Raw genomic sequence first — 12,277 nt, forward strand, 5'->3', positions numbered from 1 at the left:
TCACACTCAGGCCTGCTTGACGCGCACCTGCAGCTCGATCTCGACCGGGGCGTCCAGCGGCAGCACCGCGACACCGACGGCGCTGCGGGCGTGCACGCCCGCGACACCGAGCACCTTGGAGAGCAGCTCGCTGCAGCCGTTGATGACGCCCGGCTGGCCGGTGAAGTCGGGGGCGGAGGCGACGAAGCCGACGACCTTGACGACCCGCTCGATCCGGTCGAGGTCGCCGATCACGGACTTCACGGCGGCCAGGGCGTTCAGCGCACAGGTCTGCGCGAGCTCCTTGGCCTCCTCCGGGGACACCTCGGCGCCGACCTTGCCGGTGCTCGGCAGCTTGCCGCCGACCACCGGGAGCTGGCCGGAGGTGAACACGAACTCGCCGGACTGCAGGGCCGGCACGTACGCGGCGACCGGGGCGGCCACCGGCGGCAGGGTCAGGCCCAGCTCGGCGAGCTTCGACTCGACGACGCTCATGCGTTCTTCTCCCGCTTGAAGTAGGCCACCAGGTTCTCCGGGTTCAGGCCGGGCACGACCTGGACGAGCTCCCAGCCGTCCTCGCCGAAGTTGTCCAGGATCTGCTTGGTGGCGTGCACGAGCAGGGGCGCCGTCATGTATTCCCACTTGGTCATGGCCAGACTCTAGACGAGCCGCCGCGGCGATCGGCGCCGCGCGGCGGGCGACGTGTGAGGTGGGCCACAAAGAGGGCATGATCAGGCCTGGCAACCCCGGGTGCTCCGGGCATCCGGCGCGGTCCCTGGTTACCCTCGCGAGAGGGCACCCTGGTGAGGGCCACCCTCGTCAGGAGGGGACGCCCGCAGGACGGAGACGGACGGAGACGGAGCGTGGCACGCACCCCCGGCCAGGCGGACCGGCGCGACCCCGACTGGGAGGGCGTCCGGCTGCACGTGGTCAGCGGCAAGGGCGGCACCGGGAAGACCACGCTGGCCGCCGCACTGGCCCTGGCGCTCGCCGCCGACGGCGGCCGGGTCCTGCTGATCGAGGTCGAGGGCCGGCAGGGCATCGCCGAGCTGTTCGGGATCGCCGCACTGCCGTACGAGGAGCGCCGGATCGCCTCGGTCTCCCGCCGGCAGCTGGGGCTCCCGGCCGGGGAGGCGCCCGCGGGCGGCACACCGGCCGGCGAGGTCTTCGCACTGGCGATCGACACCGAGCAGGCGCTGCTCGAGTACCTGGAGATGTTCTACAAGCTCGGCCGGGCCGGCAAGGCGCTGCAGAAGGTCGGCTTCGTGGACTTCGCCACCACCATCGCGCCCGGTGTCCGGGACGTCCTGCTGACCGGCAAGGCCTGCGAGGCGACCCGGCGCAAGGACCCGGACGGCCGGCGCCGCTACGACGCGGTGGTGATGGACGCCCCGCCGACCGGGCGGCTGACCCGGTTCCTCAACGTCAACGCCGAGGTCGCCGGGCTGGCCCGGATCGGCCCGATACACACCCAGGCGCAGGCCGTGATGCGGGTGCTGAAGTCACCGGAGACCGCGGTGCACCTGGTCACCCTGCTGGAGGAGATGCCGGTGCAGGAGACGGTCGACGGCATCGCGGAGCTGCGCGAGGCGAAGCTCCCGGTGGGCGGCGTGATGGTCAACATGGTCCGGCCACCGGTGCTGGACGCGGCGGCGGTGGCCGCGGTCGACGGGAACCACCGCGAGGAGGTCGCCCTGGCGCTCGGGGAGGCCGGGCTCGGGGGCCGCTCGCGCAAGCCGGAGACGGTCCGGGCGGCGGTGGAGCCGCTGATCGACCCGCTGCTGGAGCAGGCCAGGGAGCACGCCGAGCGGGTCGAGCTGGAGCGCGAGCAGCGCGCCGACCTGCAGCAACTGCGGCTCCCGACGTACGAACTTCCGCTGCTGGGCGAGGGCGTGGACCTCGGCGGGCTGTACCGGCTGGCGGGCGACCTGAAGCGGCAGGGGGCGGCATGACCTCGAACGGGGTGCGGAGCACCGGGAAGCGGCTCGCGGTGGACGAGCTGATCGACGACCCGAAGACCAGGATCATCGTCTGCTGCGGGTCCGGCGGCGTCGGCAAGACCACCACCGCCGCGGCGATCGGCCTGCGGGCCGCCGAACGCGGCCGCAAGGTGGTGGTGCTGACCATCGACCCGGCCCGCCGGCTCGCCCAGTCGATGGGCCTGACCGAGCTCGACAACACCCCCCGGGTGGTCAAGGGGGTCACCGGGACCGGGGAGCTCCAGGCCATGATGCTGGACATGAAGCGGACCTTCGACGAGGTCGTGCTGGCCCACGCGGACCCCGAACGGGCCCGGGCGATCCTGGAGAACCCGTTCTACCAGTCCCTGTCGGCCGGCTTCGCGGGCACGCAGGAGTACATGGCGATGGAGAAGCTCGGGCAGCTGCGCGCCGCCGAGGAGTGGGACCTGATCGTCGTGGACACCCCGCCGTCCCGCTCGGCGCTGGACTTCCTGGACGCGCCGAACCGGCTCGGGTCCTTCCTGGACGGCCGGGTGATCCGGATCCTGACCGCCCCGGCCAAGGTCGGCGGGCGCAGCGCGATGCGGTTCCTGAACGCCGGGATGGGCCTGCTCACCGGCACCCTCGGCAAGATCTTCGGCGCCCAGCTGCTCACCGACGTGCAGACCTTCGTCAGCGCGACGGACTCGATGTTCGGCGGCTTCCGCGAGCGCGCAGACCGCACGTACCAGCTGCTCAAGGCGCCGGGCACGGCGTTCCTGGTGGTGGCCGCACCGGAACGGGACGCGCTGCGCGAGGCGGCGTACTTCGTGGACCGGCTCGCCGCGGACCGGATGCCGCTGGCCGGACTGGTGCTCAACCGGGTGCACGGCACGGGCGCACCGCAGCTCACCGCGGAGCGGGCGCGGGCGGCGGCGGAGGCGCTGGAGGAGAACGGCTCGGAGCACACCTCGCCGGAGGCGGAGCTGCTCGCGGCCGGGCTGCTGCGGCTGCACGCCGAGCGGATGCAGATCATGGGACGGGAGCGCCGCACCCGCGACCGCTTCGTCTCGGTCTACCCGGACGTGCCGATCGTGGAGGTCCCGGCGCTGCCGGGCGACGTGCACGACCTGGAGGGTCTGCGGGCCATCGGGGACCGGCTCGGCGGCACGGCGTCGGACGGCGCGGCGTAGGACGGCACGGCGTAGGACTGCGCAGCACAGGACTTCGCGGCACAGTAGTTCGCGACGTTGGACGGCGCGACGTTGGACGGCTCGGGGCGGTGCGGCGTGGGCGCCCGCCCTGGGCCGACCGGCCCGGACCCCCCGGTACGGCCGGTGCGGCCTGTGCGGTCGGGCTCAGCCCGCCTGGGCGTAGTCCGTCAGTATCACACCGGTCGCGAGGGACTCCTCGTACTCGGTGCGGGCCGTCTCCAGCAGCCTGCGCCACGAAATGACCGTCGGGCGGCGGCGCAGCAGCGCCCGGCGCTCGCGCTCCGTCATCCCGCCCCAGACCCCGAACTCCACCCGGTTGTCCAGGGCGTCCGCGAGGCACTCCGTCCGCACGGGGCAGCCGCTGCACACCGCCTTGGCGCGGTTCTGCGCCGCCCCCTGGACGAACAGTTCGTCCGGATCACTCGTGCGGCAGGCGGCCTGCGCACTCCAGTCGTCAACCCAGCCCATCCCGGCGCCGTCCTCTCCCGTATCGAGGCTCCCCCACGGCGGCAACGGCATATTCACCGTTGCCAGTTGAGGACGTTACGGAAGAACGACAGCTTGCAACAGCCCCTTCGGGCTCAATCTCGCATGACCCGATTGGACTATGGGTACCGGTCAGCTCACTCGTTGGAGTGATCGCAGGTCACATGCCTTGCCAATGCGTAGCCCCCCACTCTCGCCACAGGCGCCATCACGGAGAGCGACCATTCGCGCGAATGCCACAGCCCCCAGCCGCCACAGAACCCGGTCATCCACGGGCAATTCGGGCAACTCTCGCCACCCACACGAGTGAATGATGTTGACGCACCGAAGCTGTACCAAGCTTGTGACAAGCCTAGGCGAACACCTGCCCCGATGTACGGGAATCCGCGACGTAGGGTTCTCCCCATGGCACCGAAGCGCCCCCAGGCATCCCAGCCCCCAGGCAACACCGGAGCTCCGCGCGGCAGGTCCGGCGGATCACCGTTGGAGCACGTCGGCAACGGCGTGAAGTTCCTGGGCGTCAGCGTGCTCTCCGGAGTCCTGCTGGCAGGCCTCGCCCTGCCCGCCGTCGGCGCCATGGGGCTGACCGCCAAGGACACGGCGGAGAGCTTCGACAACATCCCCGACGACTTCAAGACGCCGCCGCTCACCCAGGCAACCCAGATCTTCGACGCCAAGGGCGGCCTGATCGCCAAGGTCTACGAGCGCGACCGCACCGTCCTCACGGTCGACCAGATGTCGCCGTTCATGCGGCAGGCCCAGGTGGACATCGAGGACGCCCGCTTCTACGAGCACGGCGCCATCGACCTCAAGGGCATCCTCCGCGCGGCCAGCAAGAACGCCGAGAGCGGCACCGCCTCCCAGGGTGCGTCGACGCTGACCCAGCAGTACGTGAAGAACGTCAACGTGGAGAAGGCCGGCGACGACCAGGCGGCCGTCCTGGAGGCCCAGCGCAAGACCCTGGGCCGCAAGATCCAGGAGCTCAAGGTCGCGATCAAGCTGGAGGAGGACCTGACCAAGGATCAGATCCTCACCAACTACCTCAACATCACCTTCTACGGCCACCAGGCCTACGGCGTCGAGGCGGCCTCCCAGCGCTACTTCAGCAAGAGCAACAAGGACCTGACCGTCGCCGAGGCCGCCACCCTGGCCGGCATGGTGCAGAACCCGTCGTCCTACGACCCGGTGCGCTACCCCGAGAACACGGTCAAGCGCCGCAACGTCGTGATCGACAAGATGCTCGAGAACAAGCACATCACCGCGGACCAGGCGAAGGAGGCGAAGGCCGCCCCGCTGGGTCTGAAGTACAAGGACCCGCAGAACGGCTGCATCACCGCCCAGGCCGGGATGGGCTTCTTCTGCGACTTCGTCCGCCACGTGGTCAAGCAGGACCCCGCGTTCGGCAAGAGCGCCGACGAGCGCAAGAAGCTCTGGGACACCGGCGGCCTGAACATCTACACCACGCTGGACCCGGACAAGCAGGCCGCGGCCCAGAACGCCGTCACCAAGCTGGTGTACGTCACCGACCCGGTGTCGGCCGCCGCGACCATGATGGAGCCGGGCACCGGCAAGATCCTGGCGATGGCCCAGACCCGCCCGTACGGCCTGGACGCCAACAAGAACCAGACCGTCGTCAACCTCAACGTCGACGCGGCGATGGGCGGCGGCAACGGCTTCCAGCCGGGGTCGACCTTCAAGCCGATCGTGGCCGCCGCCGCCCTCGAGTCCGGCATCCAGCCCACTCAGCAGTACAAGTCGGAGAACCGCATCGAGTGGCCGACGATGAAGACCTGCGAGGGCACCTGGAAGAACACGGAGAAGGGCAAGGCCCGGACCGTGCCCAACGAGTCCGAGAGCGAGAAGGGCCCCTACGACCTCAAGACGGCCATGGCCATGTCGGTCAACACCTACTTCGTCGAGATGGAGGCCGACATGGGCCTCTGCCCGGTGAAGCAGATGGCCAACAAGCTCGGCATCACCACCAAGGCGAGCGGCAAGCCCCTCGAGGAGGTCCCCTCGATGGGCCTCGGCGTGCAGGAGATGTCGCCGCTGACCATGGCGAACGTCTACGCGACCTTCGCCGCGCACGGCAAGTACTGCACCCCGATCGCCATCAACAAGATCACCACGGTGGACGGCAAGGACATGGCGGTCCCGCAGTCGGCGTGCAGCCAGGCCTTCTCGGAGTCCACGGCCGACGCCATGAACACCGTGCTGAGCGGCGTGACCGAGAAGGGCACCGGTAAGGACCTCGGTCTCGACGACGGCCGCCCGATCGCCGGCAAGACCGGCACCTCGGACGAGAAGCGCGCCGCCTGGTTCAGCGGCTACACCCCGCAGCTGGCCACCTCGGTCTGGCTCGGCGGCCCGGCCGGCGGCGTCCCGATGAAGAACATCAAGATCGGCCCGACCCCCTTCGCCGAGGTCTTCGGTGCCACCGGCCCCGGCCCGATCTGGCGCATGGCGATGAACCAGGCCCTGAAGGGCGCCCCGGTGGAGCAGTTGCCCACCGCGAACATCCCGGACATGCCCAAGCCGGACCCGGCGGCCGGGGCCACCCCGCCGGCCGACCCGAACACCCCGCCGGCCGGCGCCAACCCCCCGCCGCAGCAGGGCGGCGGCGCCCCCGGCGGCGGGAACAACGGCGGCGGGAACAACGGCGGCGGCACCCCCGGCGGAATGATCGGCGGCGGGTTCACCTTCCCGCCGGGCATGATCGGCGGCGGCGGGAACAACGGCGGCAAGCACGGCGGCGGCAACGGCTGACCGAGCCGCCCGGGCCGAGCCCGCGGAACAGTAGCGAAGGGGCGTCCTCCGGTTCGGAGGACGCCCCTTCGGCGTGTTGCCGGGGTGACGGGCCGTCGGGCCCTGGAGAGCCCCTTACGGGCCCTCCAGGGCCGCTCGATTCCGGCCAGAGCCGGCTTGACCCGACGACCCCGGGCCGCCCGCGGTCAGGACAGCGCGGCCTTCACGGCGGCGGCGACCCGGCCACCCTCGGCCAGGCCCTCCACCTGAGGCTTCACCAGCTTCATCACGGCGCCCATCGCCTGCGGGCCGCTCGCCCCGGTCTCGGCCACGGCGGCCGCCACGATCGCGGCGAGCTCCTCGTCGGAGAGCTGCTTGGGCAGGTAGGTCGCCAGCACCTCGCCCTCGGCCCGTTCCCGGGCGGCCTGGTCGGTGCGACCGGCGCCGTCGAAGGCCTCGGCGGCCTCCCGGCGCTTCTTCGCCTCGCGGCCGATCACCTTCAGCACGTCGGCGTCGGACAGCTCGCGCTTCTGCTTTCCCGCCACCTCTTCGCTGGTGACGGCGGACAGCGTGAGCCGGATGGTGGACGCGCGCAGCTCGTCCCGGACCCTGATGGCAGCCGTGAGGTCCTCCTGCAGCTGCTCCTTGAGCGTTGTCATTTCCTCTTCTTATCCTTCGGCTGTGGGTGGTCTCAACCGGTTTCCACCGGGTATCCCCTGCGGATTGTGCAGGTGAACGAGTATGCCGTGCCGAGGCCGGCCGGGGTCATGTGACGACGCGTCGGACGGTGGCCGATCGCGACCGGGAAGGGGCAGTGGATTCCAGTCGACATGGCCGATAACGGCTGCATACTCGCGGCAGAACAGTCGGAAATTGCCGGAAGCACCGAGGAGTTGCCGGTGCCAAAAGGGGCAAATCGAACGTAGCGGCAGGTTCGCGAAATAGTCCGCGTAGTACACTCGTTCGCAGCTAGCTTGAGTATCCTAACGGGCTGTGGTCACCTCACCGATAACGGCCGCTCCCGAGCCGCAGCAGAAAGCCGCTGTCAAGTCCCCAACTCATTTTTCCACGGTTCTGACACATCGCGACCCACGCTCGGCGCGAGTGCTTCCGCATGCGCTCCGCCATGACCGCGTGGTCAGTAATGATCGTTTCCGGAGTGATTGGCGCCGCAGTCCGGCGCGTTAAGTTCCGACTTGGATTCTGCTCACGACAGCAGGAAGCGCGGGGGAATGGACAACAATCAGCTTCGCTCCATGTTAGTAACCCAACGAAAGATGGTCGGCTGGAGCCAGGAGCAATTAGCCGAGCATTCCAATGTCAGTGTGCGGACCATTCGCAATCTGGAAACCGGCGCCATCAAGAATCCGCGGCGCAGTTCCGTGGAACTCCTGGTCGGCGCCCTGCTGTCCGCGGCGACCAGCCAGGACACCCTGATATCCCACGTTGCCAATGCGGGTAATCCGACCGGGATGCTGTCCTCCCGACTGGAACCCGGTCTGCTGACCAATGTCGTCGAGGTTCCGGACAACGCCCGGTGGCAGGGGCTGCGCCCCAAGACGGACATCACCGTCGGGCGCCAGGCCGACCTGCTGCACGTGGTGACCACCCTCCGGCCGGGCCGGCCGCTGGTGCTCACCGGCCCCGCCGGCGTTGGGAAGACCCGGCTGGCACTGGATTCCGCGGCCCATCTGCTCGACCGCTTCCGCGACGGCGTGGTGGTCCTGGAGCTCGGCTCGGTGACCCCCGAGAGTGTCGACGCCGGCGCCGCCTCGGCGGAGGTGCAACGCTCGCTCGACACCCTGCTGCACGGCTACGACCGGGACCCGCGGACCAACCCCGAGCTGCAGATGATGGTCGTCATCGACAACGCCGAGCACGTCATCGGCGCGGCGACCCGGCAGGTCAGGATGCTGCTGGACCGGCATCCCGCGCTCCACATCCTGATCACCTCGCTGCGGGCGCCGGCCTCCATCCCGGCGGACCTGTGGGAGGTGTCGCCGCTGTCGGTCGACTACCCCGAGGGCAGCTACGGCTGCCCGCCCGCCGCCGAGCTGTTCTGCCGCCGGGTGCACTCCATCGTCCCGACGCTGGACCTCAGTGACCAGATGCCGCAGGTGGTGGAGCTCTGCCGGCGGCTGGGCGGTCTCGCGCTCGCCATCGAGAACGCCGCCTTCCGGATGCGCTCGGTGCCCCTGCAGGTCCTGGTGGACGAGTGCCAGGTGCTGCCGATCCTCGGCCAGGACGAGGTGGGCGGGCTGTCCCACCACCGCTCGCTGCACCGCAGCCTCGCCTGGGCGTACGGACTGCTCGACGACCGGCAGCGCAGAGCCCTCAGACAGCTGTCCCGCTTTCCCGATGAATTCACCATCGACGATGTCCGGCAGGAACCGGTCGACGGCGGCCGGGAGCCCTCCCGCAATATCGATGTGCTGGCCGATCTCGTGGATTTCTCCGTCATCCAGGTGAAACGTGGCCACCAGTACGCGTACCGGGTCCCCCGGATGATGCGCGAGTACGTCAACGCCATTCCGGCCTGAGGCCGGCACACACACTCACACCGTCCGCTCGTCGGGGCGCTTTCCGTCCATGCCGGCCGTACTGCCGCGCCCGGAATCATTTCCGGGCCGGCCCGGTTGTCGGGCGATCATTCGATCGAATCGACCGGTTCGCTCCTCCGGCCTGTCCGGAAACGCCTCTGCGGCACATTCAGCACTGCCCGGCGAAACGCCCTGAGCGCAAATGGGGATCGATGACCACGATAGACTCCTCCGTCCGCAACGACAGAACCGACGAAACGTCGGACGAAACTCCGCTGCCGGAAACCGGTGTGGCGCCCCTGGTGGACGGCGCGAAACTGATCGGTGATCCCCGGGACAGCGCCGTCGTCCGGGCTTCACACCGCGTTTACGAACACTTGATTGCGATGTTCGCGCCCGGCATGATCGAGGCCGCATTCGACCTCGGTGTGTTCGTCGCCCTGGCGGAGGGCCCGGCCACCCCGGCCGCGCTCGCCGAGCGACTGGACGCCGACACCCACGGCCTGCGGGTGCTGCTCGACGGCCTGTACTGCTACGACATCGTCCAGCGGTCGCGCACCGAGGACGGTCAGGATGTCTACCGGCTGGTGGACGGCATGGCCGAGTGCCTGCTGCCCGGCGGCCTGTACAGCCTGGCCGGCCGGATCGGCTACGACCGGGCGATCGGCTGGGACGTCTGGCGCAACCTCGCGGACCACGTCAAGCGGCCCGCCCGCGGCGCGGACGGCGACTACCAGGCCAACCAGCTGTCCGCCGAGGACTACGAGCAGGTGGCCCGCGGCATCAACTTCTGGGCACCGCCGATCGTCGAGTCGCTCGCCAACCTCCTGGCGGAGGAAGAGGGTTGGAAGGGCGAGGCGGACCGCTCGATGCTCGACGTCGGCTGCGGCACCGGCATCTACAGCCAGCTGCTCCTGCAGCGCTTCAGGGGACTGCGGGCCACCGGCCTGGACCACCCGCGGATCGTGCCCATCGCCCGCGGGCAGGCGGAGCGGCTGGGCGTGCAGGACCGGTTCGAACCGGTGGAGCGCAACTTCTTCACCGAGGCGTGGGACACCGGCCAGGACCTCGTCCTGCTGGTGAACATCTTCCACCTCCAGACCGCGGAGGGCTCCGAGGAGCTCATGCGACGGGCGGCGCAGGCGGTGCGCCAGGGCGGCGTGGTCGCCATCGTCGACCACATCGTGGACGACGAGACCGACGCCCAGTCGATCCAGAACCGCTTCTTCCGACTGTTCGCCGCGTCGATGCTCGTCACCGGCGGCGGAGACTCCTTCTCCCTGGCGGACTACGACCAATGGCTCGACCGGGCCGGCCTGGTGAGGACGGCACTGGTCGACACCCCGATGCACCGGATCCTGCTCGCCCGGCGCCCGTGAACACCACCAGCCCGGCCGAACCCCCTGTTCGGCCTGCCGGATTCCATTCCTCAGAGGGGACCAGGACGTGACCGACAACCTCGTGCTCGAAGCGGCGAGAATGACCGCCGCCGACATCTTCAACGCCACCGTCGCATCCTCGGCGATCGGCGCCGCCTGGGAGGTCGGGGCGCTCGACGAACTGGCGGACCAGGACAAGCTGGACGTCGCCGAGTTCTCGGAACGCAACGACCTCGACCGGTTCGCCGTCGAGGGCATGTTCCAGGCACTGGCCAGCGTCCGCATCGTGCAGCGGCAGGGCGCCCTGATCGTCGGCGACGTGAACTTCGCCGAGGTGTACCGCGCCAAGGCCTTCTACCACTGGCTGTCCCGCGGCTGCGCGTCGCTCTTCGCCGACATGCCCGCCGTGCTGAAGAACGAGAACCGGATCGGCGACTTCTACCGCCGCGACTCGGCCGCCATCGCGATCGCCTGCCGCGACATCAACTCGAACTTCTTCGACCCGGTGTTCAAGAAGGCCCTGGGCTCGGTCGGTGAGTTCGGCAAGATCGCCGACCTCGGCTGCGGCAGCGGCGAGCGCATCATCAGCGTGCTGCGGCAGAACCCGAACGCTACCGGCCTCGGCATCGACATCGCCGAGGGCGCGCTGGGCGTGGCCCGGGCCTCGACCAAGGAGGCCGGCTTCGAGGGCAAGGTGTCCTTCGTCAAGGACGACGCCACCAACCCGCAGCCGCACCCGGAGTTCGCCGACGTCGACCTCCTGACCTCCTTCCTGATGGGCCACGACTTCTGGCCGCGGGAGAACTGCATCGCCTCCCTGCGCGGGCTGCGCGAGGCGTTCCCGAACGTCAAGCGCTTCCTGCTCGGCGACACCGCGATGACCACCGACATCCCGGACTCCGAGATCCCGGTCTTCACCCTGGGCTTCGAGGTCGCGCACCGCATGATGGGTGCCTACCTGCCGACCCTGGAGGAGTGGAACGGTGTGTTCGAGGAGGGCGGCTGGCGCCTGGTCGAGGCGCACCGCGTGGTGACCCCGGCGGACAGCGTGATCTTTGAGCTCGAGCCGCTTGCCGCCTGATGACACGGAAGTGCTCCGGGGTCGAGCACCCCGGAGCACTTCTCGCTGTGTACAGACAGTTTGACGAGACGTCAGTTCGCCTGGACGTCGCTCTCCTCGGCCTTGGGCATGGTGTAGCCCGGGCCGGTGGGCCGCACCTCGGTGATGCCGGGAGCGCGCCGCATCATCACGCCCTGCTGGACGGCCAGCGTCACACCGACCCCGAGCCAGACCCCGTTGCCGTTGAACCGGCCGTGGAAGAAGACCACTTCGACGCCGCCGACGATCAGGCGCTCGGCCAGGTTCGCCACCCACAGTTTGGCGGTGGTCCGGCCGCCCTTGCGCAGCAGTCGGCCGGTCTGGTCGCGCCACATGGGCATCGTCAGACCGCGGTAGTAGCCGAAGACCAGCGAGAACGCCAGGCCGATGAGCAGGAAGACGATGCTGGTCGTCTTCGCCTCGGCCGGGCCCGGCGGCAGGAAGCCGCGCAGCACGAGCATCGCGACCCACAGGAAGGTCTGGGCCCTGACGTCGCGGACGCTGAACTGGGAGACGAGGACGATCGCCGTGATGAGGACGATGAACGCCACGTTGAGTACGGCGAAGACCGTGTCGTCCGCGGGCGAGTGCTGAGCGGCCAGGGATCCCCAGGATGCCAACAGCGTCATTGAGCCACCTCAGTGGTGTTAGGGGTGATGGTCGGACCAAGTGCCTTGGGACAGAAGGTCGCTGAGCGCGGAAACCACCGCGGCCGGGGCGGTGCGCGGGCGCCGGCTGCCGAAGGCGCCCGCGTCGGCGCCGGCCGGCGGCCGGCAGATCACCCACGGTCGGGGTCGCGACGCCACAACACAGCTGATAATCCTGGGAGTTGACGGCGACATCGACGGCACACCGGTGTCCATGCTCCGAGCATAGGGGGCGGACTCGGCCGATC

The 12,277-nt window shown here is 69.7% G+C and carries 11 protein-coding genes; 6 read left to right on the forward strand and 5 right to left on the reverse strand.

The annotated features are described in order from the left end of the window. Positions 1-6: 6 nt before the first annotated feature. Both ACZ51D_RS30585 and ACZ51D_RS30590 read right to left on the reverse strand, forming a co-directional pair. Positions 7-474, reverse strand: coding sequence for a RidA family protein (locus ACZ51D_RS30585; protein WP_360496277.1), 468 nt, complete (start codon positions 472-474; stop codon positions 7-9). Then, positions 471-629 (reverse strand): DUF4177 domain-containing protein, encoded by a 159-nt coding sequence (locus tag ACZ51D_RS30590; protein WP_360496280.1) that lies wholly within the window; start codon positions 627-629, stop codon positions 471-473. Before ACZ51D_RS30590 ends, ACZ51D_RS30585 begins: the two co-directional genes overlap by 4 nt. A gap of 213 nt (positions 630-842) precedes the next feature. On the opposite strand from ACZ51D_RS30590, the gene bagA reads away from it, so the two are divergent. Beyond that, positions 843-1,931 (forward strand): ATPase BagA, encoded by a 1,089-nt coding sequence (gene bagA, locus ACZ51D_RS30595; protein ID WP_360496283.1) that lies wholly within the window; start codon positions 843-845, stop codon positions 1,929-1,931. Then, positions 1,928-3,112, forward strand: coding sequence for an ATPase BagB (gene bagB / locus ACZ51D_RS30600; RefSeq protein ID WP_465622711.1), 1,185 nt, complete (start codon positions 1,928-1,930; stop codon positions 3,110-3,112). The genes bagA and bagB overlap by 4 nt, the downstream gene beginning before the upstream one ends. A gap of 165 nt (positions 3,113-3,277) precedes the next feature. On the opposite strand, the gene ACZ51D_RS30605 is transcribed toward bagB, so the two are convergent. Further along, the gene (locus ACZ51D_RS30605; protein ID WP_030240986.1) at positions 3,278-3,601 is read right to left on the reverse strand and encodes a WhiB family transcriptional regulator; all 324 of its coding nucleotides are present in this window, start codon (positions 3,599-3,601) and stop codon (positions 3,278-3,280) included. A gap of 423 nt (positions 3,602-4,024) precedes the next feature. Here ACZ51D_RS30605 and ACZ51D_RS30610 point away from each other — a divergent pair, with 423 nt between their 5' ends. Beyond that, positions 4,025-6,385 (forward strand): transglycosylase domain-containing protein, encoded by a 2,361-nt coding sequence (locus ACZ51D_RS30610; protein WP_465622713.1) that lies wholly within the window; start codon positions 4,025-4,027, stop codon positions 6,383-6,385. A gap of 185 nt (positions 6,386-6,570) precedes the next feature. Here the strand turns inward: ACZ51D_RS30610 and ACZ51D_RS30615 are convergent, their stop codons facing one another. Continuing rightward, complete coding sequence (locus ACZ51D_RS30615; protein ID WP_360496292.1) at positions 6,571-7,023, reverse strand: GatB/YqeY domain-containing protein; 453 nt, start codon at positions 7,021-7,023, stop codon at positions 6,571-6,573. Positions 7,024-7,596: 573 nt separating this feature from the next. Here ACZ51D_RS30615 and ACZ51D_RS30620 point away from each other — a divergent pair. The 3 genes from ACZ51D_RS30620 to ACZ51D_RS30630 all read left to right on the forward strand — a co-directional run bounded on the left by ACZ51D_RS30620 (position 7,597) and on the right by ACZ51D_RS30630 (position 11,364). Then, complete coding sequence (locus ACZ51D_RS30620; protein WP_465622714.1) at positions 7,597-8,904, forward strand: helix-turn-helix domain-containing protein; 1,308 nt, start codon at positions 7,597-7,599, stop codon at positions 8,902-8,904. Between the two features lie 212 nt (positions 8,905-9,116). Further along, the gene (locus ACZ51D_RS30625) at positions 9,117-10,283 is read left to right on the forward strand and encodes a class I SAM-dependent methyltransferase (protein WP_465622716.1); all 1,167 of its coding nucleotides are present in this window, start codon (positions 9,117-9,119) and stop codon (positions 10,281-10,283) included. Positions 10,284-10,350: 67 nt separating this feature from the next. Next, positions 10,351-11,364: a class I SAM-dependent methyltransferase gene (locus ACZ51D_RS30630; RefSeq protein WP_465622718.1), complete on the forward strand. Its 1,014-nt coding sequence runs from the start codon at positions 10,351-10,353 to the stop codon at positions 11,362-11,364. Between the two features lie 71 nt (positions 11,365-11,435). On the opposite strand, the gene ACZ51D_RS30635 is transcribed toward ACZ51D_RS30630, so the two are convergent. Next, on the reverse strand, positions 11,436-12,011 hold the full coding sequence (locus ACZ51D_RS30635) for a hypothetical protein (protein ID WP_465664028.1): 576 nt from the start codon (positions 12,009-12,011) through the stop codon (positions 11,436-11,438). Positions 12,012-12,277: the final 266 nt, after the last annotated feature.

It is taken from the genome of Kitasatospora sp. NPDC033851, from assembly GCF_055576085.1.

Excerpts from the sequence above, each read along its gene's own strand:
- ACZ51D_RS30585 (WP_360496277.1), bottom strand. The coding sequence starts at position 474 with ATGAGCGTCGTCGAGTCGAAGCTCGCCGAGCTGGGCCTGACCCTGCCG.
- ACZ51D_RS30590 (WP_360496280.1), bottom strand. The coding sequence starts at position 629 with ATGACCAAGTGGGAATACATGACGGCGCCCCTGCTCGTGCACGCCACC.
- bagB (WP_465622711.1), top strand. The coding sequence starts at position 1,928 with ATGACCTCGAACGGGGTGCGGAGCACCGGGAAGCGGCTCGCGGTGGAC.
- ACZ51D_RS30605 (WP_030240986.1), bottom strand. The coding sequence starts at position 3,601 with ATGGGCTGGGTTGACGACTGGAGTGCGCAGGCCGCCTGCCGCACGAGT.
- ACZ51D_RS30610 (WP_465622713.1), top strand. The coding sequence starts at position 4,025 with ATGGCACCGAAGCGCCCCCAGGCATCCCAGCCCCCAGGCAACACCGGA.
- ACZ51D_RS30615 (WP_360496292.1), bottom strand. The coding sequence starts at position 7,023 with ATGACAACGCTCAAGGAGCAGCTGCAGGAGGACCTCACGGCTGCCATC.
- ACZ51D_RS30620 (WP_465622714.1), top strand. The coding sequence starts at position 7,597 with ATGGACAACAATCAGCTTCGCTCCATGTTAGTAACCCAACGAAAGATG.
- ACZ51D_RS30625 (WP_465622716.1), top strand. The coding sequence starts at position 9,117 with ATGACCACGATAGACTCCTCCGTCCGCAACGACAGAACCGACGAAACG.
- ACZ51D_RS30635 (WP_465664028.1), bottom strand. The coding sequence starts at position 12,011 with ATGACGCTGTTGGCATCCTGGGGATCCCTGGCCGCTCAGCACTCGCCC.